Below are 26,726 nucleotides of genomic sequence, written 5' to 3' on the forward strand. Positions count from 1 at the left end.
TTTGTTGGGTTTTGGGTGGGGGGGGGGGGGGGGGGGGGAGTTGTTTTTGTGTTTTTTTTTTTTCGACCCCCTCCCCCCTCCCCTCCCTCCTCCCCCCCCCCCCCCCCCCCCCCCCCCCCCACTGACAGTCGGCTACCGGTCCTACTCGTCCGCGCCGGCCGCCGTGGCACCGCCGAGGTCGGCGGGAACCGCATCCGGTACGGCGACCGGACGGTCAGCGCCTTGGAAAACGAGCTTGGACTTGTCGATGTCGTCCGGGTCGCCCTCGCAGTCGATGACCACGATCTGACCCGGCTTGAGCTCGTTGAACAGGATCCGCTCCGACAGGTTGTCCTCGATGTCGCGCTGGATGGTGCGACGCAGCGGCCGAGCCCCCAGCACCGGGTCGAAGCCCTTGTTCGCCAGGTACTTCTTGGCGTTGTCGGTGAGCTCCATGCTCATGTCCTTGTTCCGCAGCTGGGTCTCGATCCGGGAGATCATGATGTCCACGATCGACAGGATCTCGGTCGGGTTCAGCTGGTGGAACACGATGGTGTCGTCGATCCGGTTGAGGAACTCCGGCCGGAAGTGCTGCTTCAGCTCGTCGTTGACCTTCTGCTTCATCCGGTCGTAGTTCGAGTCGGAGTCCTCCGACGCCTGGAAGCCCAGCGACACCGCCTTCGCCACGTCCCGGGTGCCCAGGTTCGTGGTCAGGATGATCACCGTGTTCTTGAAGTCGACGATCCGCCCCTGACCATCGGTGAGCCGCCCGTCCTCCAGGATCTGCAGCAGCGTGTTGAACACGTCCGGGTGGGCCTTCTCGATCTCGTCGAACAGCACCACCGAGAACGGCCGACGCCGCACCTTCTCGGTCAGCTGCCCGCCCTCGTCGTAGCCGACGTACCCGGGCGGGGCACCGACCAGCCGGGACACCGTGTACCGGTCGTGGAACTCGGACATGTCCAGCTGGATCAGCGCGTCCTCGCTGCCGAACAGGAACTCGGCGAGCGCCTTCGACAGCTCAGTCTTACCGACACCGGACGGGCCGGCGAAGATGAACGAGCCGGACGGCCGCTTCGGGTCCTTCAGGCCGGCCCGGGTCCGCCGGATCGCCTTCGAGACCGCCTTGACCGCGTCGGACTGGCCGACGACCCGCTTGTGCAGCTCGTCCTCCATGCGCAGCAGTCGGGAGGTCTCCTCCTCGGTCAGCTTGTAGACCGGGATGCCGGTCCAGTTGCCGAGCACCTCGGCGATCTGCTCGTCGTCGACCTCGCTGACCACGTCGAGGTCGCCGGCCTTCCACTCCTTCTCCCGCTGCGCCTTCTGCCCGAGCAGCTGCTTCTCCTTGTCCCGCAGCTGCGCGGCCCGCTCGAAGTCCTGCGCGTCGATCGCGGACTCCTTGTCGCGACGCACCTGGGCGATCCGCTCGTCGAAGTCACGCAGGTCCGGCGGCGCGGTCATCCGACGGATCCGCATCCGGGCGCCGGCCTCGTCGATCAGGTCGATCGCCTTGTCCGGCAGGAACCGGTCGGAGATGTACCGGTCGGCCAGCGTCGCGGCGGCCACCAGGGCGGCGTCGGTGATGCTCACCCGGTGGTGCGCCTCGTAGCGGTCGCGCAGGCCCTTGAGGATCTCGATGGTGTGGGCCAGCGACGGCTCGCCGACCTGGATCGGCTGGAACCGACGCTCCAGCGCGGCGTCCTTCTCCAGGTGCTTGCGGTACTCGTCGAGGGTGGTCGCCCCGATGGTCTGCAGCTCGCCTCGGGCCAGCATCGGCTTGAGGATGCTCGCCGCGTCGATCGCACCCTCGGCCGCACCCGCGCCGACCAGGGTGTGGATCTCGTCGATGAACAGGATGATGTCGCCCCGGGTGCGGATCTCCTTGAGCACCTTCTTCAGGCGCTCCTCGAAGTCACCGCGGTAGCGGGAGCCGGCGACCAGCGCACCGAGGTCGAGAGTGTAGAGCTGCTTGTCCTTCAGCGTCTCGGGCACCTCGCCCTTGATGATCTTCTGGGACAGGCCCTCCACCACGGCCGTCTTGCCGACGCCGGGCTCGCCGATCAGCACCGGGTTGTTCTTGGTCCGGCGGGACAGCACCTGCATGACCCGCTCGATCTCCTTCTCCCGGCCGATGACCGGGTCGAGCTTGCCCTCCCGGGCCGCCTGGGTCAGGTTACGGCCGAACTGGTCCAGCACCAGACTGGTCGACGGGGCGGCTTCGCCCGCTGCGGCGCCGGCGGCCGCCGGCTCCTTGCCCTGGTAGCCCGACAGCAGCTGGATCACCTGCTGGCGCACCCGGTTGAGGTCGGCGCCGAGCTTGACCAGCACCTGGGCCGCGACGCCCTCGCCCTCACGGATCAGGCCGAGCAGGATGTGCTCCGTGCCGATGTAGTTGTGGCCGAGCTGCAGCGCCTCCCGCAGCGACAGCTCCAACACCTTCTTGGCCCGCGGCGTGAACGGGATGTGCCCGCTCGGCGCCTGCTGGCCCTGGCCGATGATCTCCTCGACCTGTTGACGCACACCTTCCAGCGAGATGCCCAGGCTCTCCAGGGCCTTCGCCGCCACGCCCTCACCCTCGTGGATGAGGCCGAGCAGGATGTGCTCCGTGCCGATGTAGTTGTGGTTGAGCATCCGGGCTTCTTCCTGAGCCAGGACGACAACCCGTCGCGCTCGGTCGGTGAACCGCTCGAACATGCCCTCGTGCTCCTCACGTGCCGTGCGCCAGTGGTCTTGGCGGGCCAGCGCACGAGCCTCCAGGCGGAAGCTCGTGCCATCACTCTATCGCCGTGGGCCGACTCCGCTCCTGCCGTGTCGGGCCGGAGCAGGGGCGATCCGCAACGTTTACCCCAACTGTGCCGGGTCGTTGGCTGTTCCCCGAGGCTCCGGCGCTACGCGGTGAGCGAAATCCGCTCGGTCCGGTGACCGGGCGCGGCATCGGCCAACCGGAACGCGCCGTCCGTACCGCCACCGCCCCACCGGTCGTCCACAGGCCTGTGGACAACCGGTGCACAGGCTGTGGACAACCCGCCACGCTCTGGCCGGAGCAGTAGACCGGCCGGCCCCCGGCAGGATCGCGCTGCAACCGCCAGACCCCAGAAACGGACACGAGGTACGGATGAGACATCCGTACCTCGTGTCACTGGCTCCGACTGGCCGACGAGGGCTGGCCGGGACCGGCACGCCTGGGACGATCAGCGCCCGGCTTTGGCGTGGTACTCGTCCACGATCTCCTGCGGGATGCGCCCGCGGTCGGAGATCTCCTTGCCTTCCTTCTTCGCCCAGGCCCGGATCGCCCGGTTCTGCTCACGGTCGGCGGCGGCACCGCCCCGACCCCGCGCGGCCCGACCACCCACGACCACGCCACCGCGGCCGATCTTGGTACCGGCAGCCACGTACGGAGCGAAAACCTGCCGCAATTTGTCCGCGTTCTTCTCCGAGAGGTCGATCTCGTACTGGACGCCGTCGAGGGCGAACTTGACGGTCTCGTCGGCGTCGCCGCCGTCCAGATCGTCGACCAGCTTGTGAATGATCTGCTTGGCCACAGGCCGTTGTCCTTCCGAGCACGTTCTCCCGCAATCAGGAGCACAATAGCCCGAAAGATGCGCCAGCCGTCAATAGGACGCGCAAACTCCCCGAAAAAAATCTGGCCGACTACTCCGGACGGACCAGAGGGAAGAGGATGGTTTCGCGAATACCCAGGCCGGTCAGGGCCATGAGCAACCGGTCGATTCCCATTCCCATGCCCCCGGCCGGCGGCATTCCGTACTCCATGGCCCGGAGGAAGTCCTCGTCGAGGCGCATCGCCTCCGGGTCACCACCGGCGGCCAGCCGCGCCTGGGCCACCAGTCGCTCCCGCTGCACCACAGGGTCGACCAGCTCGCTGTACGCGGTGGCCAGCTCGACGCCGCGCACATAGAGGTCCCACTTCTCGGCCAACCCCTGCTCGGCGCGGTGCGCCCGGGTCAGCGGGCTGGTCTCCACCGGGTAGTCCCGCACGAAGGTCGGCTGGAGCAGAGTCGGCACGACCAATTCCTCGAAGAGTTCCTCCGCCAGCTTGCCCGGACCCCACTTCGGGTCCACGGCGACATCGAACTTCTCGGCGTAACGTAGCAACTGCGCTCGGTCGGTCCGTACAGTGACTTCCTCACCGAGAGCTTCTGACAACACTCCGTACAGAGTCACCGTACGCCACTGGCCACCAAGGTCGAACTCCGACCCGTCGGCGTGGATCACCACATGTGACCCACTGATCGCGCTGGCGCACTCCTGTACCAGATCCCGGGTCAGCCGCGCCATGGTGTCGTAGTCCCCGTACGCCTCGTAGGTCTCCAACATGGCGAACTCAGGCGAGTGCGAAGAGTCAACCCCCTCATTGCGGAAGTTCCGGTTGATCTCGAACACCCGGTCGATGCCGCCGACCACGCAGCGCTTGAGGAATAGCTCGGGAGCGATTCGCAGATACAGATCGACATCAAGAGCGTTGCTGTGCGTGACGAACGGCCGGGCCGCTGCGCCCCCGTGCAGCACCTGCAGCATCGGCGTCTCCACCTCGGTGAACCCCCGCTGGTGGAAGGAGTCGCGCAGGGTACGCAGCACCGTCGCCCGGGTTCGCACGGTCCGACGCGCCTCCGGACGGACGATCAGGTCGACGTACCGCTGCCGGACCCGGGCCTCCTCACTCAACGGCTTGTGCGCCACCGGCAGCGGACGCAGCGCCTTGGCGGTCATCTGCCACGAGTCGGCGAGCACCGAGAGCTCACCCCGACGGCTGGTGATCACCTCGCCGGCCACCCCCACGTGGTCGCCGATGTCGACCAGCCGCTTCCAGTCCTCCAGCCGCTCGGCACCGACCCGATCCCGGGACAGCATCACCTGCAACTCGGTGCCATCACCCTCACGCAGCGTCGCGAAACAGAGCTTGCCGGTGTTCCGCACAAAAATCACCCGGCCGGTGACCGCCGCCTGTTCGCCGGTGGCGGTGTCGATCGGCAGGTCGCCGAAGCGCTGCCGCAACTGCGCCAAAGACGTGGTCCGGGGGAAACCGACCGGATAGGGCTCCGCGCCCTGGGCCAGCAGCCGGTCCCGCTTCTCCCGGCGCACCCGCATCTGCTCGGGCAGATCCGCTGCGGAATCGTCGGGTACGGTCACGTGCTCGGTCACGGCGGGCATCCTCAACACAGGGGGTACGGACAACGGTGCGACCTCGTGGTCACGGTCCGGCCACGAGCGTACTCAACCAGGGTTCCGTGACGCAGCTGACAAGGCCGCAGTGGGGATCAGGTGTTCCGCTCGTACACCATCCGCAGGCCGATAAGGGTGATCATCGGTTCGTGGTGGGTGATGGTGCGGCACTCACCGATCACCACCGGGGCCAGTCCGCCCGTCGCGATAACTGCGCTGAGCTGCCCCAACTCCGCCGCCATCCGCTCCACGATGCGGTCCACCTGGCCGGCGAAACCGAAGTACATGCCGGACTGCAGGCACTCTACGGTGTTCTTGCCAATCACCGACCGGGGCCGGGTCGGCTCGACCTTGCGCAGCTGGGCGGCGCGGGCCGACAACGCGTCGAAGGATATCTCGATGCCGGGAGCGAACGCCCCGCCGAGGAACTCACCCCGGGCGCTGATCACGTCGAAGTTGGTGGTGGTGCCGAAGTCGACGACGATCGACGGGCCACCGTACAAGGTGTGCGCGGCGAGGGTGTTGACCACCCGGTCCGATCCGACCTCCTTGGGGTTGTCGATCGCCAGCTGCACCCCGGTCCGCACCCCGGGCTCCACGATCACGCTGGGAATGTCGCCGTAGTAGCGGCCGAGCATGGTCCGCAGCGAGCGCAGCGCCGCCGGTACGGTCGAGCAGGCGGCCACCCCGGTGAGTTCCACAGCATCCCCGGCGAGCAGCCCGCGGAACATCAGGCCGAGCTCGTCGGCGGTTGACCGGGCGTCGGTCTTGATCCGCCACGAGTGCACCAGCTTGTCCCCGTTGAACGTGGCCAGCACCGTGTTGGTGTTACCGATGTCGATGCAGAGCAGCATGTCGTCCCCTCGACGGTCAACCGGCGGGCCGGTCGGCACCAGCCGACGCGCTGACACCGGCCGGTCGCAGATCCAGCGCGATGTCCATGATCGGCGAGGAGTGGGTCAACGCCCCGACCGACAGGTAGTCCACCCCGGTCCGCGCGTACCGGGCCGCGTTGGCCAGGGTCAGTCCGCCGGTGGCCTCCACCTCGACCCGGTCACCCACCTCGGCGACGACCGCGCTCAGCAGCTCCGCCGGCATGTTGTCGCAGAGCAGGAACGTCGCCCCGGCCTCGACCGCCTCGACCGCCTCGGCCAACGTGGTCACCTCGACCTCCACCGGTACGCCGGGGAAGGCCTCGCGCACCCGGCGGTACGCGGCACCCACCCCGCCGGCGGCCAGCTTGTGGTTGTCCTTGACCATCGCCACGTCGTACAGACCCATCCGCTTGTTGCCGCCGCCGCCGACCCGCACCGCGTACTTCTCCAGCAGCCGCAGCCCGGGGGTGGTCTTGCGGGTGTCCAGCACGGTCGCCTTCGACCCGGCGAGGGCGTCCGTCCAGGCCCGGGTATGGGTGGCCACCCCGGAGAGCCGGCTGATCAGGTTGAGCGCGGTCCGCTCGCCGGTGAGCAGGGTCCGGACCGGGCCGGTCAGCGTGGCCAGCACCGTACCGGCCGGCACCCGGTCACCGTCGGCGCGGTGCAGCCGCACCTCGACCGGGCCGGCAGAGCCGGCACCATCGGCAGAGCCGGCACCGCCGACCGAGCCGGCAGGGTCGGCGGTCGGCGACGGGACCGCCGCGAAGACAGCGGCGACCAGCGGCAACCCGGCCACCACCCCGGCGGAGCGGGCCACCAGTTCGGCGGTGCCGAGCTGCCCCGGATCGATGGTGGCCGCCGACGTGACGTCCAGCCGGTCCGGGCCGAGATCCTCGGCCAGCGCGGTCGCCACCACCCGGTGGACCACCTCCGGGTCCAGACCGCAGGCCAGCGACGCGGCGACGGTCACCTCGCTACGCATGACGGCTCCCAGGTGAGAGTGGGCTGCCCGACCGGGCCGAGCGCGCTGACCAGATGCCCCAGCCAGCCCTCGGCCGCCGACGGGAAATCGTCGCGCCAGTGACAACCCCGGGTCTCCTGCCGGGCGTACGCCGCCGCCACCAGCGCGGTGGCGACGGTGACCAGGTTAGTCGCCTCCCATCCGGCGGTGCCCGGCGTGCCCCGGCCACCGGCGAGCCGGCGCAGCTCGACGGCGGCGCCGTCCAGCGTCGTGGCGGAACGCAGCACTCCGGCGCCCCGGCTCATCGCCCGCTGCAGCGGCTGCCGGGCCTCGGCCGGCAACAACCAGCCGTCGGCCCGATCGGTCGCCCGGCCGGTACCGGCCGGCTCCAGCTGCGGCGGCAGGTCGCGGGTGACGTCCCGGGCGATCCGCCGGGCGAAGACCAGGCCCTCCAGCAGCGAGTTGCTGGCCAGCCGGTTGGCACCGTGCACACCGGTGCAGGCCACCTCGCCGCAGGCGTACAGGCCGGGGATGGTGGTGCGGCCGTGCAGATCGGTGCGGACGCCGCCGGACGCGTAGTGGGCGGCCGGTGCCACCGGGATCAGCTCCTCGGCGGGGTCGATCCCGATGGCCCGGCAGGACGCCACAATCGTCGGGAAACGCCGGGCCAGGAACTCACCGCCCAGATGCCGGGCGTCGAGCTGTACGTGGTCGACGTCGACCGCCGACATCACCCGGTGGATGCCCTTGGCGACCACGTCGCGTGGGGCCAACTCGGCGAGCTCGTGCTGGCCGAGCATGAACCGCTTGCCGTCGGGGTCGAGCAGCAGCGCGCCCTCGCCGCGCAGCGCCTCGGACACCAGCGGCTGCTGGCCGCTGCCGCCAGTGACACCCGGCACCACCAGGGCCGTCGGATGGAACTGGACGAACTCCAGGTCCGCCACTGCCGCGCCGGCTCGCAGCGCCAGCGCCACACCGTCGCCGGTGGAGACCGCCGGATTGGTAGTGGTTGCGAAGATCTGCCCCATCCCGCCGGTGGCCAGCACCACGGCGCGGGCCAGGATCGCGCCCACCCCGTCCGGCGAGCCCTCGCCGAGCACGTGCAGAGTGACTCCGCAGGCCCGGGCCGGCTCCCCGTCGGCGTCCGGTGCGGCACGCAGCAGGTCGACGACCAGAGCGTGCTCGACCAGCCGGATCCAGGGGTCCCGACGGACCGCGGCGTGCAACGCCCGCTGCACCTCGGCGCCGGTGGCGTCGCCGCCGGCATGCACGATCCGGTTGGCCCGGTGACCACCTTCCCGGGTGAGCAGCAGCACACCGTCGGCGTCCCGGTCGAACTCGGCACCGACCCGGATCAGCTCCCGGATCCTGGCCGGCCCCTCCTCGACGAGCACCCGGACCGCGTCCGGATCGCACAGCCCGACCCCGGCGGTCTCGGTGTCCTGCGCGTGCGCGGCCGGGGTGTCCAGCGGGTCCAGCACGGCGGCGATCCCACCCTGTGCCCACCGGGTCGACCCGTCGTCGATGTTGACCTTCGTCACGACGGTGACGTGCAGCCCGGCTTCCCGCAGGTAGAGCGCGGCGGTCAGGCCGGCGATGCCGGAGCCGACGACCACCACGTCGGTGGTCTCCGCCCAGCCGGGATCCGGCGCGGCGAGCTGACCGGGCAGCTCGGGCAGGGCCGGGATACGCAGTCGCATGGGCAGAGTCAACCGCGCCGGCCCTGGCAGCGGGCCGCCGGGGCCGGCGGATGTGGGCCGGTACACCCGTCCGGGCACCCGGCGGCGGCCGTCACGAGGCCGGCCACTACTCGTACTGGATGGGCAGGCCCTCGGTGCCGACGTCCTTGAGCGACCGCTCGACGTTGCGTTCGTCGAGCCACAGGTAGCAGCGGACGCCCCGGTTGCCGGCCGCCCACTCGGCGGCACCGCCCGGCAGCGAGATCACCCCGGTACGGAACTGCAGGTTGCCGTCGAGTGGCACATCCGCGTACCGGCCGATCACCTTGCGGCACTCGGTGTGGAACTGGTTCCAGTCCCGGTCCCGGGTCGGATACTCGATGTCCGGTGCCTGCCAGACCCCGGCGAACTCCGCGTTGTGCGGCTCGTCGCACTCCTCGGCCGGCATGGTGTCGATCGCGCCGTTGTCGTCGTTACGGACCGCGTAGCAGGTCAGATGCAGCGGCGATGGCTCGGCCAGCTCGTCGCGCAGGCTCGCGGTGCGCGACGCCGTCCCACCGTTGTCCTCCACGTTGGTCACCTCGGTGACGTCGCAGCGGAACCAGCGGGCACCACCTTCCCAGGCGGCCGGGGACGGCACCGCCACCCCCACCCAGAGCCGGCCGAGCCGCCAGTCGGCACCGACGTACTCGCTGGTCGCGGAGTCGCACTCGGCGTACGCGACACGGATTTCGGGCGAGCCCTGCGCCGGCGGCGCGGTCGCCTCCGCAGCCTCAGCGCCGAACGTGCCGACATGCACCGTCTCCACCCGGTGCGGGGCCGAGCAGTCGACCGGGCTGTACGACGACAGGTAGGCGGTCTCCGCGAAGTCCCCCGGATGGCAGACCTCGGCCGGCGGCACGAACGGGCTCGGCTCGGGGATCGGCTGCCAACTGTTGGTGAGCTCGCCGTCCACCCCGGCGGGCAGGCCGCACCCGGTCAGGCCGAGCGCAAGCGCTCCACCGACCGCGAAAGCGGCGGTCCATCGGCGCATCGAGTCCCTCCCACGGGCTGGCTGGCGGTCCGGACCGCCGAGCATACGACACCTTTGAGTGACCGTACGGTCACCGCCCGGCTTGCGGTCGACAACCGTCACCACGCTAAGGCCTGCCGGCAACCACCGGCCAGCCGGCGGCGGTGTCGCCACGGACCGGGTCGCCCACCACACCGGCGGGTGCCCCGGCCGGGTCGGCATCGAGCTGGATCACCCGGTTGGCGGCGTCGACGTGCACCACCCGGGGCTGACAGGCGCGGGCCTCGGCGTCGGTGAACTGCCCGTACGCGATCAGGATCACCAGGTCACCGGGGTGCACCAGGTGAGCGGCGGCCCCGTTGATGCCGATCACCCCACTGCCCCGGGCCCCCTCGATGACGTACGTCTCCAGCCGGGCGCCGTTGGTCACGTCGACGATCGCCACCTGCTCGCCGGGCAGCAGGTCGGCCGCGTCCAGCAGGTCGGCGTCGATGGTGACCGAGCCGACGTAGTGCAGATCGGCCTGGGTCACCGTGGCCCGGTGGATCTTGGATTTGAGCATGGTGCGCAGCATCAGGATCCTTCCGATCGGGAGCCGGCCAGCTCCACCGGGGTGTTGTCGATCAATCGGGTGTCACCGACCCGGGCGGCGATCAGCAGCCGGGCCGGACCGGGCACCGCCGGCCCCAGCTCGGGATCGGTCAGCGCCAGGTAGTCGAGCTCGGCGGCGCCACCGGTGTGCTGGTCGAAGGCAGCCCGGCCGGCGGCCAGCACCTCGTCGGCGGAGACGCCCGCCGTCGCCGCGTCCACGCCGGCCCGCAGTGCCCCGGCCAGCCCCAGCGCCACCTGCCGCTGCTGGGGCGACAGGTAGCGGTTACGGCTGGACCGGGCCAGCCCGTCCGACTCCCGGACGGTCGGCACTCCGACGATGGCCACTGGCAGGTCAAAGTCGCGCACCAACCGCCGGACCAGGGTCAGCTGCTGGTAGTCCTTCTCCCCGAAGAAGGCCAGGTCGGGCCGGGTGATCTGGAGCAACTTCAGCACCACGGTCAGCACCCCGTGGAAGAAGCCCGGCCGGCTCGCCCCCTCCAGGATCTCCCCGATCGGCCCCGGGTCGACTCTGACCTGCGGCGCGCCGTCCGGGTAGACCTCGGCCCGGGCCGGCGCAAAGACCGCCCGGACCCCGGCCCGCCGGCAGACCGCCAGGTCGTCGTCGATGGTGCGCGGGTACCGGTCGAAGTCCTCGGTCGGCCCGAACTGCAGCGGGTTGACGAAGATCGTGGCGATCACGTGGTCGGCGCGGGCCGCCGCCGCGCGCAGCAGGGCGTCGTGCCCGTCGTGCAGGGCACCCATCGTCATCACCACCGCCACCGAGCCGGACCAGCCGGCCCGCAGCGCGGCGAGCTCGGCGCGGGTCCACGCCACTTGCAGCCCGGCCGGTGCGGTCGGCGCGGTCGAGGTGGTCGGCGCGGTCGAGGCCGGGCTCGTCGCACTCATCGGACCGGCCGCGCTCATCGGACCGGCTCCCGACGCCGGCCCGACGTGGCGACCGGCTCCCGGCCGGCCAGCACGTCGAGCAGCGGCACCGCGGCGGCCGCCGGCAGCCGGCCGGCGGCGATCGCCCGGTCCGCGGTACGCCGGGCCAACGCCAGATAGCTGGGCAGGCTCTCCGCGGCGGTGTCAGCCAGCCGGTCCAGGTGCCGGGCGACGGTGCCGGCGTCGCCGCGCGACACCGGCCCGGTCAGCGCGGCGTCGCCGTGCGCCAGGGCGTTGTCCAAGGCGGCGCGCAGCAGCGGTGCGAGCACCCGGCCGGGGTCGGCGACCCCGGCGTCGCGCAGCCGGTCGCTGGCCTCGTTGACCAGGGTGACCAGGTGGTTCGCGCCGTGCGCCAGGGCGGCGTGGTAGAGCGGCCGGTCCATCTCGGCGACCCACTCGACGGTGCCGCCCAGCGCCGCCACCAAGCGGGTGGCCAGCGGCCGCAGCGGCCGGTCGGCGGTAACTCCGTAGCTGATCCCGGGCAGCCTGTCCAGGTCGCCGCGCTCGCCGGTGAAGGTCATCGCCGGGTGCAGCGCCAGCGGGGCGGCGCCGACCACCGCAGCCGGGGCCAGCACGGCGAGACCGTGCGCTCCCGAGGTGTGTGCCACGACCTGGCCGGGCCGCAGTACGCCGGCCGCCACCAGGTCGGCCACCACGGTCGGCAGCACGTCGTCGGGCACCGCGAGGATCAGCAGCTCGGCGGCGTCGGCGACCTCGGCCACCGGCCAGGGCTGGACGCCGGGCAACAGCCGGCGGATCCGGTCCCGGCTGGCCGGGCCGGCACCGGAGACCGCGGTGATTCGATGGCCGGCGGCGGTCAGGGCGGCGGCGAGCACCGCGCCTACCCGGCCGGCGCCCACGACCCCGACAGCAGGGTCGGTAACCCGGGCAGCGGAAACGTCCGCCGCCGCCGGGCGCGCCGATGCGCTCATGATGTGATCCAGTCCTCGAACGGGGGTACCGGTCGATGCCAGTATGCGCCGAGGCAACGGACCGGAAACAACGGTGTGTGAAAACCTTCACCCGCTGATCTAGGGTGGCCGGGTGCTGACCTGGCGGGACGCCATCTCCACCGCGCTGTACGGACCGGAGGGCTTCTATGTGACCGGCGGCACCCCGGTGCCCGCCGCGCACTTTTCGACCAGCGCCCAGACCGGTACGCCGTTCGCCCGGGCGGTGCTGCGGCTGCTGCGCCGGGTCGACCGCCTCCTCGACCACCCGGACCCGGTCGACCTGGTCGACGTCGGAGCCGGCGGCGGTGAACTGCTCGACGCCGTACACCGGCTGCTTGCCGACCCGCCCGGGACGCTTGCCGACCGGATCCGGTTGACCGGCGTCGACCCGGCGCCCCGACCGGCCGGCCTGCCCGAACCGGTCGCCTGGCGGACCGCGCCGCCGACGGGAACCACCGGGCTGCTCGTCGCCACCGAGTGGCTGGACAACGTACCGCTCGATCTGGCCGTCCGCGACGGTGACCGGCTCCGCTGTCTGCTGGTCGACCCGGCAACCGGCCGGCAGCACCCCGGCCGGGAACTCGGCGCCGCCGACTCCGCCTGGCTGGCCCGCTGGTGGCCGCCGCTGCCGGACGGGGCGCAGGCTGAGATCGGTCGCCCCCGCGACGAGGCCTGGGCCGCGGCGGTACGTACCCTGCGCCGGGGCGTCGCCGTGACAGTCGACTACGGCCACCGGTACGCCGACCGCCCGGTCACCGGCACCCTGACCGGTTTCCGGGCCGGCCGTACGGTGGCCCCGGTCCCCGACGGCTCCTGCGACCTCACCGCGCACGTGGCGATCGACGCGGTCGCCGCCGCCGGATCGGCGGCCGTTGGCGGGGCCGGCCACCTGCTGTGCCGGCAGCGGGACGCGCTGCACCGACTCGGGGTGCACGGCCGCCGACCGCCGCTGGCGCTGGCCGGCACCGACCCGCGTGGCTATCTGGCCGCGCTGGCCGCCGCCAGCACCGCCGCCGAACTCACCGACCCGGACGGCCTCGGCGGGCACTGGTGGCTGGTCCAACCCGTCGGGCTGGCCGTCGACGCCGAATCCCTGCTGGTCTGAAACCCGGATCCCCTGCTGGTCCGAAACCCGGATCCCCTGCTGGTCCGAAACCGGGATCCCCGCCGACCGTGTGGCGGGGAGCCGGCGTGCGACGATGGCCGGCATGGACACCGACACCGGTTCGCCGCCCCCGGCCGGGTCGGCCGACGGACTCCGCCAGCTGACCGTCGGCACCGGCGCCGGGCTGGACACCGCCGACATGGTGCTCAACATCGGCCCACAGCACCCGTCCACGCACGGCGTACTCCGGCTCAAGCTGGTCCTCGACGGCGAGCGGGTGGTCTCCTGCGAGCCGGTGATCGGCTACATGCACCGCGGCGCCGAGAAGCTGTTCGAGGTCCGCGACTACCGGCAGATCATCATGCTGGCCAACCGGCACGACTGGCTGTCCGCGTTCGCCAACGAGCTGGGGGTGGCGCTCGCCGTCGAACGGATGATGGGCATCGAGGTGCCACAGCGGGCCACCTGGCTGCGGACCGCGCTGGCCGAACTGAACCGGGTGCTCAACCACCTGATGTTCCTCGGCTCGTATCCACTGGAGATCGGCGCGCTCACCCCGGTGTTCTACTCGTTCCGGGAGCGGGAGACGCTGCAGGCCGTGCTGGAGGAGGTCTCCGGCGGCCGGATGCACTATATGTTCAACCGGGTGGGCGGCCTCAAGGAGGAGGTGCCGGCCGGCTGGACCAGCCGGGCCCGGGAAGCGATCGGCCAGGTCGAGGCCAGGATGCCCGACCTGGACCGGCTGATCCGGCGCAACGAGATCTTCCTCGCCCGTACGGTCGGGGTCGGGGTGCTCGACGCGGCGACGGCCGCCGCGTTCGGTGCCTCCGGGCCGGTCGCCCGGGCCAGCGGGCTGGACCTGGACCTGCGCCGCGACGAGCCGTACCTCGCCTACGGTGAACTGGACGTGCCGGTGGTCACCCGCCGGGCCGGCGACTGCCACGCCCGGTTCGAGGTGCTGCTCGACCAGGTGTACGCCTCGCTCGACCTGGCCCGCCGCTGTCTGGACCGGGTCGACCAGTTGAGCGGGCCGGTCAACGTACGGCTGCCGAAGGTGGTCAAGGCACCCGAGGGCCACACCTACGCGTGGACCGAGAACCCGCTCGGAGTCAACGGCTACTACCTAGTCTCCCGCGGGGAGAAGACCCCGTGGCGGCTCAAGCTGCGGACCGCCTCCTACGCCAATGTGCAGGCGTTGGCGACGCTGATCCCCGGCAGCCTGGTGCCGGATCTGGTGGCGATCCTCGGCTCGATGTTCTTCGTGGTCGGCGACATCGACAAGTGACGCCGGTCTACCGCCAGCGGCGGTCGTCGGGGTAGTCGGCGTCGTCACGGAAGGGGCCACGGCCGTCGTCGTCGCGGTACCGCCGGCCACCGTCGTCCGGGTCCCGGTAGCGCCGGCCCGGGGCGCCGTCGTCGTAGTCGCGGTAGCGCCGAGCCGGCTCATCGTCGTAGTCACGGTACCGGCGGCCGGCGGTGCCCTCCTCCGCGTACCGGCGGGGCGGCTCGTCGTCGCGGTAGCGCCGGCCGGACGTGTCGTCGCGGTAGCGCCGGCCCGGTTCCGCGGGTTCTTCGTCCCGGTACCGGCGGGGCGGGTCGTCGTCGCGGAACCGGCGCGGCGGGTCGTCGTCGCGGAACCGGCGACCGACGTCGTCCTCCTCGTCCCGGTACCGACGGCTGCGCCGGACCGGCTCGTCGTCGAGGGGATCGTGGGCCGGCGACGACCATGCCGGGGGCGACTCGCCGCCACTGCCGGCCGGCAACGCCGGCAGCGCCGCACGCCGGCCGGTCCCGCTGACCCCTGGTCCGTCCGACGGCGGGTCGGCCATCCGCTGGTCCCACCGGGCGTCCCGCCACGCCGGCTCGTCCGCGACCCGATCACCGCCCGACCCCAGCAGGTCGCCCCGGTCCTGCGGGTACCGGCCGTTACGGGTGCCGGCCCCGGACCGGGCCGGTGGGTAGTCGTCCTCACGGGCCGGTGGCCACCGCTCGGCCGGCGACCCGGTGCTGAAGCCGTCGGCCCGCCCGACGTCCCACCGGTCGACGGGTCGGTCGCCGTACCGTTGCTCGGCGCTGTCGTCCCGGTCGCCACTCCACGACCAGCGCTCCTCCGGCTGGTCGCGCAGCCGGCGTTCGGTCCACGACTCCTCGTCCGGCTCGGCGGAACGCCGCCCACGGGCCGCCGGAGCGGACCACTCACCGTCGATGGACTCGCCACCCCGGCCGCCGGAACGGGTCCCGCCGTACACCGTGCCGGCGGGCTCGTCGTCGGCCCGCGGGTCGACGACCTGCCGGGTGCTCACCTGGACGGTCTCCGGCTGCCGGACGGCGCCGTTCGGCCCCTGCTGGCGGGGCAGCACGGTGCCGCTGACCGCCGGGACCGAGGCCCGGCCGGCCTGGCCGCCCGAGCCGTACTGACCTGCGGAGCCGTACTGGCCGCCGTTGTACTCGCCTCCGTAGCCGGCAGCCCCGGTCGGGCCGGAGGCCGGCACCGCCGCCGGTACGGCGGACGCCGGAGCGGCCTGATCGAACCGGTCGTAGCCGGCGCGGTCACCGCCCGGCTGTGCCCGGGCCGGATCACTGCGGGCGATCTCGGCGCGAGTCCCGTCCAGTTGACCACGAAGCGCCTCGACGTCGTCCTGAACCGCCTGCATCTTCTCGCCGAAGGCGCGGTGCGTCGCCCGGACGGCGGTGGAAATGTCGTTGCGCACGTCCTCGCGGAGCACGTCCATCTCCTCGACGAGCGCATCCTCCATGTCGGCGCGCATAGTTTCCACGCCGCCACGCAATGTGATTGACAATCCGATCAACACCACGGACGCGATAGCGATCACCATCGCCAGTCGCAACGAGCCGTCGCCGTCGCCAAGCAGCAGCAAAAGCGCAGCCAGCGGCGCCAAGCCCAGGCCACCCCAGGTAAGCCACTTGAGCGGAACCGTGCGGCGCGGCTCCTCTTCGGCCTCGGGAGCGGACATGGCTGTGGAGCCTACCGACATCTACAGATCAACGGAACGGGTACCGCCTGCTGTCCGAGAAGGTAGGCTCCACAGCCCGGGTGGCCGGCGACAGTCCGCGCCAGCCACGAAATCAGCCGGTCGCCAACGCTCCGTCCGACGAGAACACCAGACCGACACTGATCTCGCCGGTGGTCAACGCGGTCTTGGTCTGCGGCCCACCGGCGTCAAGCGAGCTGAACTCCCCGGCCCGGAAGTCGTACACCTCGACCAGCCCTTCCTGGCACTTGGGACGCTGCGGGCACTCCGGCGGACCGCCCAGGACGGTCGCCGTACCGGAGCATTTCTCCGCCAGGTCGGAAAGCGTACTGACGCCGTACTCGTCGGCGAAGGCACTGGTCACCGCGAACGCGTTCTGGTCCTGTGCCGCAGACGCCTCGCCGAAGACGATGCCGACCTGCTCGCCGACCTCGCGGAGCCCGGTCATCGTCTCGTCCAGGTCCGGCGACGAGATCGCCGGCGCGTTCTCCCCCGCGACCTTGTTGTTGATGAAGTCCGCCATGGTGGCCGCGTACTCCGGCACCACCTGGATCTCCCCGGTCTCCAGCGCCGGCTCGTACAGCTCACGGTTGCCGATCTGCTGCACGGTGACGTCGTAGCCCGCCGCCGTCAGCACGATCCGGTACAACTCGCCCAAGGTCTCGCTTTCACTGAAGTTGGCCGCGCCGACGATCAACTCACCGCCCGGTCCGGTCTCGATACCGTCGGTCAGGCCCTCGGCGGCGGCGAACTCCTCGGCCGCGGCCTGCGGCGTCTGACGGTCGACGTCGACCGCCCGGTTGAGCCCGATCAGCTTCTCGGTGTCCAACGCTGCCGACACCCTGTTCAGGGCGGCGATGACCTGCGGCGATGCCGCGTCGGCGTTGACCGCCGGCACGATGTTGTCGGTGTTCTGCAGCTTCTTGTCGTCAGTCAGCACCACCAGCTGGTCGCCGGCTACCGGTGCGCAGCCGGCACCGGACGCGCCGGCATCCGGCGCCTCGGTGCCGGATGACCCCGCCTCGCCACATGCGGCGAGGAAACCCGCCGCGGTGAGCGCGCCGACCGCGCTCAGGGCGATACGTGTCCGTGCATGCATGATTGCCCGCCTCCTGTGTCCCGGCGCGCCCCCATCGGGCCGGCCGCGTGTCCGACGGGCGCGGCACATGCCCGCGCGAGCGTGCTGCGGGCAGCACGGCAGCCGCGACGGGGCCCCGGCCCGTGCCGGCATGCCGTCACCCGTTCCCTCTACCGAACATCCTCACCGTTGGGTCCGACAACAGATGAAGATCGGTTGTCACCGGATCGTCATCCGGCCCGAACGGAAAGCGACGTACTCAACCCGAGCCGACCGCGCTGGTCTGCTCGTTCGCCCGCCGGCCGGTCCGGCGCAGCGGCCGCGGAGTGAACGCCCGTTCGAGCACCGCCAGCAACCCTTCAGTGACCAGCGCCAAGGTCGCCACCAACAGACCGCCGGCGAGGATCTGGCCGCCGCCGATCGAGATGCCCAGTCCGAAGCCCGCACTGATGATCTGCCCGAGACCTCCGCCGTTGACGAACGCCGCCAGCGCCGCCGTCGCCACCACCTGCACCGCCGCGGTCCGGAACCCGGCCGCCAGGTACGGCACCGCGAGCGGCAACTCGACCCGGCGCAGCACCTGCCAGCCGGACAGTCCCATCCCCCGAGCCGCCTCCCGCACCTGCGGATCGACCTGCCGGATCCCGGTGAACGCGTTGGCCAGCAGCGGTGGTACGGCGAACACCGCCAACGCCAGGATCACCGGCGGCTTGCCGAAGCCCAGGAAGGTCAGCGGCAGAATGGACAGCAGGGCGATGGTCGGCACCGCCAGCGTCAGGTTCGACACCAGCACCACCAGGCCGCCGCCCCGGCCGGCGTGCCCGAGCCACAGTCCGACCGGCCAGGCCACCAGGCAGCCGACCGCGACCGCGGCGGCCGAGATGGTCAGGTGCTCACCGAGGCGGTCCAGCACACCACCGGGGTTGGTCCAGTTGAGTGGGTCGTTGAGCCAGGTCACCGCCTGCTCGACCGGGTTCGCCGCCACACTCTGCCGGCTCACGGGGCGACCCGCCGGGCCCAGGGCGTCAGCAGCCGTCCGGCACCCGCCAAGAGCAGGTCGAGCAGCAGGGCCAGCGCCACGCTCAGCAGCGTACCGGTGAGGATCTGGGCTTTGTAGAAGTTGTTCCGGAAGCCGCTGAAGATCAGGTCGCCGAGGCCGCCATAGCCGATCAGCGAGCCGATGGTGACCAGCGCGACTGTGGAGACCGTGGCCAGCCGCAAGCCGGTCATGATGCCGGGCAGCGCCAACGGCAGTTCGATGCGCAGCAGTCGACCGAACCGGCCGTACCCCATCCCGTCGGCGGCCTCGATGGTCGCCGCCGGCACCTGGCTCAGCCCGGCCAGCGAGTTGCGCACGACCAGCAGCAGCGCGTACAGCACCAGGGCGATCAGCACCGACGCGGGATTGGTCGCGCCGACGTAGGGCGCGATGAAGGCCAGCAACGCCAGCGACGGGATGGTGTAGAGCACGCCGGTGAGGGCGAGGATCGGCCCGGTCAGCGACCGGAACCAGTACGCGACCACCGCCAGCGGCACCGCCAGCAGCGCGGCGATCAGCACCGCCTGTACCGTCAGGGTGACGTGTTCGGTCAACGCGGCGACGATCGTCGACCAGTTGTCCCGTACGTACTGACCGGAGAACCACGGGTTACCCGGATCAGCCCGGTCGGCGAGCAGGTGGAAGGACACAGGTGGACGGTACCGTGCGGGACACCGACGCCGACGGAGCGGCGGCGATCACCTTGACCGACATCGGCAAGCAGTTCCCGGACGGGACACGCGCCGTACAGAGCCTTTCCCTGGAGATCCCCGCCGGCCAGTTGGTGGTGTTGATCGGCCCGTCCGGCTGCGGCAAGTCCACCGTGCTCCGGATGATCAACAGGCTGATCGAGCCGACGACCGGGCGGATCATGCTCGGCGACGAGGACGTCACCCAGGTCGACCCGGTGCGGCTGCGCCGCCGGATCGGATACGTGATCCAGCACGTGGGGCTCTTCCCGCACCAGACGATCCGGGCCAACGTCGGCACGGTCCCCCGGCTGCTCGGCTGGCAGCGGGACCGGATCCGGCGCCGCGCCGACGAACTTCTCGACCTGGTCGGGCTGGAACCGGGCCGGTACGGCAAGCGCTACCCGCACGAACTGTCCGGCGGGCAACGCCAGCGGGTCGGCGTCGCCCGGGCACTGGCCGCCGACCCGGTCGTCCTGCTGATGGATGAGCCGTTCTCCGCGGTCGACCCGATCGCCCGCGGCCGGCTGCAGGAGGAGTTTCTCCGCCTGCAGGCCGAGGTACGCAAGACGATCGTGCTGGTCACCCACGATCTGGACGAGGCGGTACGGCTGGGCGACCGGATCGCCGTACTGTCCGAAGGCGGCCGGCTTGAGCAGTATGCGGCACCGGCCGAACTGCTCGGCGGGCCGGCGTCCCCGTTCGTGACCGAGTTCGTCGGCGCCGACCGGGCGATCCGCCGGCTCGCGGTCACCCCGGTGAGCCGCGAACTGCTCGACGACGACCCGAGGGCTCCGGATCCGGCCGGGCTGCCCACCCTCGCCCTGGGTACCTCGCTCTACGACGCGCTGGCCCGGTTGCTGGTCAGCGGCGCGGAGCACGCCCGGGTGGTCGACGACGCCGACCAGCCGGTCGGCGTGGTGAGCCGACGCCGGATCCTCGACGCCGGCTGACCTGCATCAGCTCCGCTGCCCGGGCCGCAGCAGGTAGTCGATGAACGCTGCCCGTAGCAACGGTTCCGACTCGCCGTACTCGTGGCCGGTGAACTCCCGCCACAGCGCCACCGCGTCCTCGACGGTCGGGCCGATCGAGTTCGGCGCGCCATCCAGCTCACTGGCGTCGTCGGCCCGGGACAGCCGCTGGGTTATCGACCAGAAGAATCCCAGGTCCTTGCGCTGCCGGGCCAGCTCGAACGCCTGCTCCCGCAACTGTTCGGTGGAGAGCCGATCGAGTTCCTCGAAGGTCGGCGTGGCGCGGTCTGCGGCCGGCGATTCGGTCATATCAGCGAGCCTAACCCGCCGGTCCGTCGCTGGCTTGGCAGCTGGCCTGCTCGGCGGCTAGCCTGCCGGCGGGTCAGCGACTGTCGGTGCCCCATTGGTCGTCGGCGCCCCAGCTGTCGCTGGTATCCCAGCGGTCCCGGGCCGGCGCCGGCTGGGCGGGCAGGGAGGCAGACCAGGACTGCTGGCCGCCGGTGGGCGGGTCGGACGGCCAGCCGGAGCCGGCCTGGGCATGCTCCGGCCAGTCCGCCGGCCGACCGTCGTAGTGGACCGGCTCGGATTCACCAGCCGACTCGCCTGCGGTCTGCTCGGCTTCCTGGGCTTCGCCGGCGTCGTCGACCGAGGTCGACCGTGGCCGGCCGAACGTCTCCACCAGACGGGTCACCGTCAGCCCGACCACCACCGCGACGGCGCCGGTGGCGTACAGCGCGATGTCGAGGTCACGCAGCTCGGCGTACCTGATGAAGAGGGTCAGGCCGATCACCGCCAACACGGTCCCGAAGACACCGCCCCGGCGGCCGAAGACGCTGGTCCCGCCGAGCAGCGCCGCGCCGATCGCCACCGCTGTCCACTCCAGCCCCACCGACGGGCTGACCGGGCCGTTGCCGACGGCGGCCAGCAGCACCCCGCCGACGACCGCGAAGACCATCGACAGGATCAGCGCACCGCTGGTGACCAGTGCGGCGACGCCGCCCCGCCGGTCGGCCGGGTCGGCGACCGGTCGGAACCGCCCGACCCCCCGCCGGATCGACTTGATCGTGCCGAGGGATCCACCGAGCAGCGCCAGCACGACGAAGCCACCGAAGAGCACGAACGCCTGGCCGGTCGGGTCGAAGGCACCCTGCAGGTCGACCGGGCCGGACCGCTGCTGGATGAAGACGACCGCCACACAGGCGGCAACCAGGCTGCCTGCCCAACCGGGCACCTGCAGGCCAGCGACCAGCAGCGCCGTCCCCGCACCGAGCACCACCGCCCAGATGATGCCGGTGACCAGCACCGGCACCACGCCGTTGTCGCCGTTCTCGGCGAAGTGCAGCGCGGCGGCCACCGCCACCGGCCCGATGGCCAGGTTCGGCGCCCCGGCGCGCAGCGTGACCCCGGCGGCGAGCGCGAACAGGCCGAGCCCGGTTGCGTAGACCAGCAGCGGATCGCGGGTGCCGGCGGTGGTGAGACCCGGGTCGACCCGGTAGAGCAGGTAGCCGATCCCGCCGACCACCAGCAGCAGGATCAGTTCCCAGATGAAGTGCACGCCGAGCCGGTCCCGGCCGCGTTCGCCGTGGTAGGGGTCGTCGAAGACGTCGTCGAGCGCCGTGGACGCCCGTCGGCGACGGCTGTGCCGGGTGGTGGCGGAGTTGCGTGTCGCCTGGTCCGCGGCAGCGGATGAGTTCCCGGTCGCGGCGGAGTCCGCGGTGATGGAGCCTCCGGCCGTGGAGAAGTCCGCAACGGTGGAGAAGGAACTTGTCGAGTAGCCGGCCGGGCCGCGACGACCAGGCTCGGCCGCCGGATACCGCGTGTCGCCGTAGCGGGTGTCGCCGTAGCGGGTGTCGCCGTAGCGGGTGTCGCCGTAGCGGGTGTCGCCGGGCGGATGGTGGCCGGTCGGATCCGAGGTGCTCGCGTTCCGCCGGCGATAAGGCGAATCGTCGTACGCCATACCGCGTCTCCTCTGGTCGCTCAGTCGACCAGTGTGTGGCGTCCGCGCGGTGGCCCGGGCAGCCGTACCGGTCGCAGGCACCGTACCCGCGACCAGGTCCGGCCGTCACCCCCCGTATCCGGCCGAGCTGCCCGGAACCGGGTCGATGCCGGGTCGGCACTTGCCCAGCGGACCGGCCCGGCAGACCGGTCAGTCAGTCGACAGCCGGTCGGTGGGCAGTCCGGTCAGTCGGCCGGCTGGTCCGGGGTGTCGGAGTCCTCCGGGCGGTCCGGGACCCGGCAGGCCCGCTCCAGCCAGAGCGCCGCCGCGACCAGCGCGACCGCAGCGACCAAACCGCTGCCAGCGGCCGGCAGGTCGTTGCTTGCCGCCCGGGTCGGCTGGATGAACAGCCACAGCACCAGACCGGCATAGAAGCCGGCGAAGATCGCCCCGGCGAGGGAGGACGCCTTGGCCAGCACCACGAAACGGGCGGCGAGCAGCGGGTTGACCGGGTCGTGCCCGGGCTGGCGGTCGACCCGGGCCCGAGTGTTCAGCGCCGCGTACCCTTCGAACACGGCCAATGCCGCCAGCGTCACGGAGGGTAGCCAGGGTAGGACCGGCATCCGTACGTACCAGCTGCTGATGACCAGCCAGCCGACCGCCGCGGCGGCCAGCGCCGCCACCACCAGGGTGGACAACCTGGTAGGCCCCATCCGTGGCTCGTCAGGCTCCCGTCCACGCGGGCTGACTCCCGGTCCGGTCACGGCAGCATCAACCCCGGCAAGGTGATCGACAGACGCACGTTCACTGGGTCGACTCTAGCGGCAGATCCGGTCGGGGGCGCAGTTCGAGCAGGTCCCCGGCGACCGGATCGTGGTTGAGCAGGTCGGTCAGCCAGCCGTGGCCGGGCAGTTGGCCGTACGGCTGGACGTCGATCCACGGTCGCAGCACGAACGCCCGCAGCCGCGCCCGGGGATGGGGCAGCACCAGCTCAGGATCGTCGCTGAACACCGGGACGTCGTCGTCGGTCCAGACCGCGACGACGTCCGCATCCAGGCTGCGTGGCCCGTACGGCCGGTCCGGATCCCGCACCCGGCCGGCGGCCCGTTCGAGGCTGCGGCACCGGTCGAGCCAATCGGCCGGCGCGGCGCCCGGGTCGGCCACCAGCGCGACCGCGTTGAGGTAGTCGGGCTGCGCCGGGTCGCCCCACGGCGGGGTCTCGTAGACCCCGGAGACGACCAGCAGTACGTCGTCCAGCGACCGCACCGCCGCGCGCAAGCACCCGTACCGGTCACCGAGGTTGCTGCCTAGCGCCAGGACCGCCCGGGTCACGGTCGGCTCCGGGTCATGGTCGGCTCCGGGTCAGCACGACCGCGACGTCGGTGAACCGGTGTGCAATCGGCGCCTGCGGCTTGTGCACGGTCACCGTGACCGAGTGGACCCGGTGGTCGGCCAGGCACTGGACGGCCAGCCGGTCGGCCAGCGTCTCGATCAGGTTCACCGGCTCGCCGCTGACGATCGCGACGAGCCGGTCGGCCAGCTCGCCGTAATGCACGGTGTCGGTGACGTCGTCCGAGGCAGCCGCCGACGTGAGGTCGACGGTGAGCTCGACGTCGACGACGAAGTCCTGCCCGGCGGCGCGTTCCTGCGGGTAGACGCCGTGCCGGCCGTGGGCGCGTAGCCCGGTCAGCACGATCCGGTCGGTCGTCGACGGCCGCGCGGCCCCCGGGTCGGGCGACGGCGCTGCGGCGGGCTGGTGGTCGGTCATCGACGGCTCGCCGGCGGATCGTCGGCGTCCGGGACGATCCGGGGACGCCCGCTGGCCTGCCACACCGCCAGCGCGTCGACGGTGTCCCGGACGTCGTGTACCCGGACCCCCCAGGCGCCGGCGGCGACCGCCAGCAGACTGGTGGCGGTGGTCGCTGCGGCCCGTTGGTCGACCGGCCGTGGCTGGCCTGCCGGGTCGGCGAGCAGTTGGCCCAGGTAGGACTTGCGACTGGCGGCGAAGAGCAACGGGCAACCGAGGTCGAGCAGTTCGGGCAGGCGGACGGTGAGCTGCCAGTTGTGCTCGGCCCGCTTGGCGAAGCCGAGACCGGGGTCGACGACGAGCCGGTCGGCGGCCACCCCGGCGGTCAGTGCGGCGTCGATCCGGGCGGCCAGCTCGGCGCGGACCTCGCCGACCACGTCGCGATAGTGCGCCAGGTCCTGCATCCGGTCGGAGTGCCCACGCCAGTGCATCAGAATCCACGGGCAGCCGGCGTCGGCGACCACCTCGGCCATCCGTGGATCCGCCAGACCGCCGGAGACGTCGTTCACCACCGCCGCCCCGGCGGCCAGCGCGGCGGCGGCGACCGCTGCCCGGGTGGTGTCGATGCTCATCGGTACGCCGGCGGCGGCGAGCGCCCGGACGACCGGAAGCACCCGGGCCACCTCGGTCGCGGCGTCGATCCGCACCGCTCCCGGCCGGGTCGACTCACCGCCGACGTCGATCAGGTCGGCGCCGTCGCGGTGCAGCCGGACGCCGTGGGCGACGGCGGCGTCGAGGTCGGCGTACCGCCCACCGTCGGAAAAGGAGTCAGGCGTGACGTTGAGAACGCCCATCACGACCGGCCGGGCCGGCCGCAGCAGATCGGTCACGGATAGGACGGTACCGGCGCGGCTCGGTGTCGGCCGGCAGAGGGCATGCTGGGTACTCTCGAACCAGACAACGGCGGCACGGCGGCGCTGTCGGTCGAGTTGCACGCAGCTTGTACCAGACAGGGGTGGCCCGTACGCTTTGCAGTTGCTGGTGGTCAGCGAGGGCAACGTCGAGGAGAAGGGCTGAAGTTGGACAAAAAGCCCACAAATCATCACCGTACGCGGTGATCGCCGGACGCAGGGTCGAAACTCGCGGCACGACCCGACACGTCCGTGAGGCTGGACAACTGCAGTGCCCCGGCTTCGCCGGCCGCACACCGGGGAGGTTCCCATGATCGAAACAACGCTCGTCGACACGGTCAACGCCGCCATGGCGTCCGTGGTCGACACGCTTCCGTTGCTGGCCGCGCCGGCTGGCGAGCCGGACCCGGCGCCGACCGGCTTCAACACCGAGGGCGTTGTCTCCTTCCTCGCCAGCAAGGTCGCGCCGATCCTGCTTGCCGTGCTGGGCGTGATCTTCATCGGCCGGGCCAGCAAGGGCGAGATCTCCAAGGTCCTGACCAGCTCCGCGATCGCGATCGTGGGTCTGGCGTTCATCGCCGGAGCGGCGACGCTCTTCTTCGTCGGCGACTACCTCATCAACCTGATGTTCGAATAGAGCGCGGGGCACAGGATGCGGCTGCGTACCGACGACGACATCTACCGCGCCCGGCTGGTCTACCTCGGCCCGCCCGGCTACACGTTGCCGATCCACCTGCCGTATGCACAGTACGGAGTGTTCATCCTCCTCGTACCGCTCTACATGTTCATCCACTGGGCGTTCACCTTCACCGTGGAACTCTTCCCCGCCTGGGAGATCGCGCTGGCGATCGTCACCACCTCCTTCATCTTCCGGTACGTCGACCCGGATCGGCCCGCCCGGATGGTGGTCCGGACCGCCCTCACCGACTGGCGCCGCACCAGGGAACCCGCCACTGAACAGCGAGACCCGCGACTGATCGCCAGCCACATCCGGATCCGGGAGGAGTTGGCATGACCCGCACCGACCACCGAACCGCAGCCGCTGTCCACCCGGCCGGCCGGCGGCGTGAGGCGATGGCATGAGTCGATCATTTCCGCCGGGCTCCTCCCACCCGGCCGGTCAGCCGTCCGGCACCAGCGGTAACGGTAAGCGATCGACCGACTACGACACCGCCGAGCTGGACGAGTCGACCGACACCGAACTGGTCACCAGCCCCAGCCACGGCGCGGTCGCCTTCTTTCAGGCACCCGCGGCATCCCGCGGCAGCCGGCCAACGCGAACCCCGCCGCCGGCACCACCAGTGCCCAATCCCAGAGCCGGTATGAGCGACAGCACCGACATCGACTCGCCCTTCTTGGACCTTTTCCCGGGTGCCGGCCCGGCCGGTGGCCATCAGCCGGGCCGCACACCACGCACGGCGATCCGGCGCTCGGCCCAACACGACGCGATCGCAGCACCGACGCGGCCCGACGCCATCGAACCGCCCACCCGGCACGATGCCATCGCACCGCCGGCGCAGCAGACTGCCATCGGACCGCCCGCCCGGCACGATCCGCAGGGGACCCCCGGCGACGCGTCGGCCGGGGACACCCCACCCGCTGGGCCGATCGGCTCGGCGCTGTCCGGTCCCCCTGCCCCGCCACCCGAACCGCCGGTCCAGCGTCGAGCCGCCACGCCCACCCCGCGTACCGCCGCCGACCCGGCCCCGGCAGCCGAATCGGCCCCACCTCGTGACGGCCAGCCGGCCACCTCGGCGTCCACAGTGCCACCGTCACCACCGGCACCGGCCCTGCCGCCACCGCCCGCCGCCACCCGCCGGCCCGGTCCGACCGCGCAACACGTTCGGAGCCGGCCCGAGCCGACACACGGGGCCAAGGCAGCGCAGCAAGATGGCGCACCGACACAACGCCGGCTACCGGCGACGCCGCAGCACGCTGCATCCCAGCAGCACGCCGCGCCCGCGCCCCAACAGCGCGCCGCACCCGCACCGGGGGGGGGGGGGGGGGGGGGGGGGGGGGGGGGGGGGGGGGGGGGGGGGGGGGGGGGAGGGGGGGGGGGGGGGGGGGGGGGGGGGGGGGGG

The 26,726-nt window shown here is 71.8% G+C and carries 25 protein-coding genes and 1 pseudogene; 6 read left to right on the forward strand and 20 right to left on the reverse strand.

The genetic code is table 11. From position 1 onward, the window contains the following. Nucleotides 1-141 precede the first annotated feature (141 nt). The 10 genes from ACXAHD_RS20460 to ACXAHD_RS20505 form a co-directional block, all read right to left on the reverse strand. The gene (locus ACXAHD_RS20460) at nucleotides 142-2,673 is read right to left on the reverse strand and encodes an ATP-dependent Clp protease ATP-binding subunit (RefSeq protein ID WP_281552818.1); all 2,532 of its coding nucleotides are present in this window, start codon (nucleotides 2,671-2,673) and stop codon (nucleotides 142-144) included. 497 nt (nucleotides 2,674-3,170) lie between these two features. Then, nucleotides 3,171-3,521 carry a histone-like nucleoid-structuring protein Lsr2 gene (locus ACXAHD_RS20465; RefSeq protein WP_123603817.1) on the reverse strand — a complete coding sequence of 117 codons (351 nt, stop codon included), beginning with the start codon at nucleotides 3,519-3,521 and terminating at the stop codon, nucleotides 3,171-3,173. Between the two features lie 109 nt (nucleotides 3,522-3,630). Further along, a complete protein-coding gene (gene lysS / locus ACXAHD_RS20470; RefSeq protein ID WP_475052539.1) occupies nucleotides 3,631-5,148 on the reverse strand; it encodes a lysine--tRNA ligase in 1,518 nt (505 codons plus the stop codon). Between the two features lie 107 nt (nucleotides 5,149-5,255). Continuing rightward, complete coding sequence (locus ACXAHD_RS20475; RefSeq protein ID WP_281552816.1) at nucleotides 5,256-6,014, reverse strand: type III pantothenate kinase; 759 nt, start codon at nucleotides 6,012-6,014, stop codon at nucleotides 5,256-5,258. 16 nt (nucleotides 6,015-6,030) lie between these two features. Further along, on the reverse strand, nucleotides 6,031-7,017 hold the full coding sequence (nadC, locus tag ACXAHD_RS20480) for a carboxylating nicotinate-nucleotide diphosphorylase (protein WP_281552815.1): 987 nt from the start codon (nucleotides 7,015-7,017) through the stop codon (nucleotides 6,031-6,033). Further along, nucleotides 7,002-8,696, reverse strand: a complete 1,695-nt coding sequence (locus ACXAHD_RS20485; RefSeq protein ID WP_281552814.1) for an L-aspartate oxidase — start codon at nucleotides 8,694-8,696, stop codon at nucleotides 7,002-7,004. The genes nadC and ACXAHD_RS20485 overlap by 16 nt, the downstream gene beginning before the upstream one ends. Nucleotides 8,697-8,802: 106 nt before the next feature. After that, entirely contained in the window at nucleotides 8,803-9,708 is a 906-nt protein-coding gene (locus ACXAHD_RS20490) for a septum formation family protein (protein ID WP_475052543.1), read from the reverse strand. A gap of 106 nt (nucleotides 9,709-9,814) precedes the next feature. Continuing rightward, nucleotides 9,815-10,261 (reverse strand): aspartate 1-decarboxylase, encoded by a 447-nt coding sequence (gene panD / locus ACXAHD_RS20495; protein WP_281552812.1) that lies wholly within the window; start codon nucleotides 10,259-10,261, stop codon nucleotides 9,815-9,817. Next, the gene (panC, locus tag ACXAHD_RS20500; protein WP_475052546.1) at nucleotides 10,261-11,202 is read right to left on the reverse strand and encodes a pantoate--beta-alanine ligase; all 942 of its coding nucleotides are present in this window, start codon (nucleotides 11,200-11,202) and stop codon (nucleotides 10,261-10,263) included. The genes panD and panC overlap by 1 nt, the downstream gene beginning before the upstream one ends. Continuing rightward, nucleotides 11,199-12,155: a Rossmann-like and DUF2520 domain-containing protein gene (locus ACXAHD_RS20505; RefSeq protein WP_475052548.1), complete on the reverse strand. Its 957-nt coding sequence runs from the start codon at nucleotides 12,153-12,155 to the stop codon at nucleotides 11,199-11,201. The genes panC and ACXAHD_RS20505 overlap by 4 nt, the downstream gene beginning before the upstream one ends. A 115-nt stretch (nucleotides 12,156-12,270) precedes the next feature. On the opposite strand from ACXAHD_RS20505, the gene ACXAHD_RS20510 reads away from it, so the two are divergent. Further along, nucleotides 12,271-13,281, forward strand: coding sequence for an SAM-dependent methyltransferase (locus ACXAHD_RS20510; protein WP_289213685.1), 1,011 nt, complete (start codon nucleotides 12,271-12,273; stop codon nucleotides 13,279-13,281). 94 nt (nucleotides 13,282-13,375) lie between these two features. Beyond that, the gene (locus ACXAHD_RS20515; protein ID WP_475052550.1) at nucleotides 13,376-14,566 is read left to right on the forward strand and encodes an NADH-quinone oxidoreductase subunit D; all 1,191 of its coding nucleotides are present in this window, start codon (nucleotides 13,376-13,378) and stop codon (nucleotides 14,564-14,566) included. 7 nt (nucleotides 14,567-14,573) lie between these two features. Here the strand turns inward: ACXAHD_RS20515 and ACXAHD_RS20520 are convergent, their stop codons facing one another. The 4 genes from ACXAHD_RS20520 to ACXAHD_RS20535 all read right to left on the reverse strand — a co-directional run bounded on the left by ACXAHD_RS20520 (nucleotide 14,574) and on the right by ACXAHD_RS20535 (nucleotide 19,041). Next, on the reverse strand, nucleotides 14,574-16,256 hold the full coding sequence (locus ACXAHD_RS20520; RefSeq protein WP_475052553.1) for a hypothetical protein: 1,683 nt from the start codon (nucleotides 16,254-16,256) through the stop codon (nucleotides 14,574-14,576). Between the two features lie 112 nt (nucleotides 16,257-16,368). Continuing rightward, nucleotides 16,369-17,373, reverse strand: a complete 1,005-nt coding sequence (locus tag ACXAHD_RS20525; RefSeq protein ID WP_281552808.1) for a glycine betaine ABC transporter substrate-binding protein — start codon at nucleotides 17,371-17,373, stop codon at nucleotides 16,369-16,371. A gap of 238 nt (nucleotides 17,374-17,611) precedes the next feature. Continuing rightward, nucleotides 17,612-18,352: an ABC transporter permease gene (locus tag ACXAHD_RS20530; RefSeq protein ID WP_475052558.1), complete on the reverse strand. Its 741-nt coding sequence runs from the start codon at nucleotides 18,350-18,352 to the stop codon at nucleotides 17,612-17,614. After that, entirely contained in the window at nucleotides 18,349-19,041 is a 693-nt protein-coding gene (locus ACXAHD_RS20535) for an ABC transporter permease (RefSeq protein ID WP_281552806.1), read from the reverse strand. The genes ACXAHD_RS20530 and ACXAHD_RS20535 overlap by 4 nt, the downstream gene beginning before the upstream one ends. A 2-nt stretch (nucleotides 19,042-19,043) precedes the next feature. On the opposite strand from ACXAHD_RS20535, the gene ACXAHD_RS20540 reads away from it, so the two are divergent. Further along, on the forward strand, nucleotides 19,044-20,033 hold the full coding sequence (locus ACXAHD_RS20540; protein ID WP_281552805.1) for an ABC transporter ATP-binding protein: 990 nt from the start codon (nucleotides 19,044-19,046) through the stop codon (nucleotides 20,031-20,033). Between the two features lie 6 nt (nucleotides 20,034-20,039). On the opposite strand, the gene ACXAHD_RS20545 is transcribed toward ACXAHD_RS20540, so the two are convergent. The 6 genes from ACXAHD_RS20545 to folP all read right to left on the reverse strand — a co-directional run bounded on the left by ACXAHD_RS20545 (nucleotide 20,040) and on the right by folP (nucleotide 24,624). After that, entirely contained in the window at nucleotides 20,040-20,360 is a 321-nt protein-coding gene (locus ACXAHD_RS20545; protein WP_281552804.1) for a hypothetical protein, read from the reverse strand. Between the two features lie 73 nt (nucleotides 20,361-20,433). Then, on the reverse strand, nucleotides 20,434-22,008 hold the full coding sequence (locus ACXAHD_RS20550; RefSeq protein ID WP_281552803.1) for an ABC transporter permease: 1,575 nt from the start codon (nucleotides 22,006-22,008) through the stop codon (nucleotides 20,434-20,436). A gap of 224 nt (nucleotides 22,009-22,232) precedes the next feature. Then, nucleotides 22,233-22,700 carry a DUF3180 domain-containing protein gene (locus tag ACXAHD_RS20555; RefSeq protein ID WP_281552802.1) on the reverse strand — a complete coding sequence of 156 codons (468 nt, stop codon included), beginning with the start codon at nucleotides 22,698-22,700 and terminating at the stop codon, nucleotides 22,233-22,235. A gap of 91 nt (nucleotides 22,701-22,791) precedes the next feature. After that, nucleotides 22,792-23,319, reverse strand: coding sequence for a 2-amino-4-hydroxy-6-hydroxymethyldihydropteridine diphosphokinase (gene folK, locus ACXAHD_RS20560; RefSeq protein ID WP_289211988.1), 528 nt, complete (start codon nucleotides 23,317-23,319; stop codon nucleotides 22,792-22,794). Between the two features lie 13 nt (nucleotides 23,320-23,332). Next, nucleotides 23,333-23,755 carry a dihydroneopterin aldolase gene (gene folB, locus ACXAHD_RS20565; RefSeq protein ID WP_281552800.1) on the reverse strand — a complete coding sequence of 141 codons (423 nt, stop codon included), beginning with the start codon at nucleotides 23,753-23,755 and terminating at the stop codon, nucleotides 23,333-23,335. After that, entirely contained in the window at nucleotides 23,752-24,624 is an 873-nt protein-coding gene (gene folP, locus ACXAHD_RS20570; protein WP_475052563.1) for a dihydropteroate synthase, read from the reverse strand. Before folP ends, folB begins: the two co-directional genes overlap by 4 nt. 370 nt (nucleotides 24,625-24,994) lie before the next feature. Between folP and ACXAHD_RS20575 the strand changes: the two genes are divergently transcribed. From ACXAHD_RS20575 to ACXAHD_RS20585, 3 genes and pseudogenes are all read left to right on the forward strand, one after another. Next, a complete protein-coding gene (locus tag ACXAHD_RS20575) occupies nucleotides 24,995-25,282 on the forward strand; it encodes a hypothetical protein (RefSeq protein WP_233606437.1) in 288 nt (95 codons plus the stop codon). Nucleotides 25,283-25,297: 15 nt separating this feature from the next. Continuing rightward, nucleotides 25,298-25,660, forward strand: coding sequence for a hypothetical protein (locus ACXAHD_RS20580; RefSeq protein ID WP_123603834.1), 363 nt, complete (start codon nucleotides 25,298-25,300; stop codon nucleotides 25,658-25,660). Between the two features lie 64 nt (nucleotides 25,661-25,724). Beyond that, a pseudogene (locus ACXAHD_RS20585) lies at nucleotides 25,725-26,726 on the forward strand (hypothetical protein); the annotation flags it as partial.

This window comes from Micromonospora sp. ABR4_055 (genome assembly GCF_056160425.1).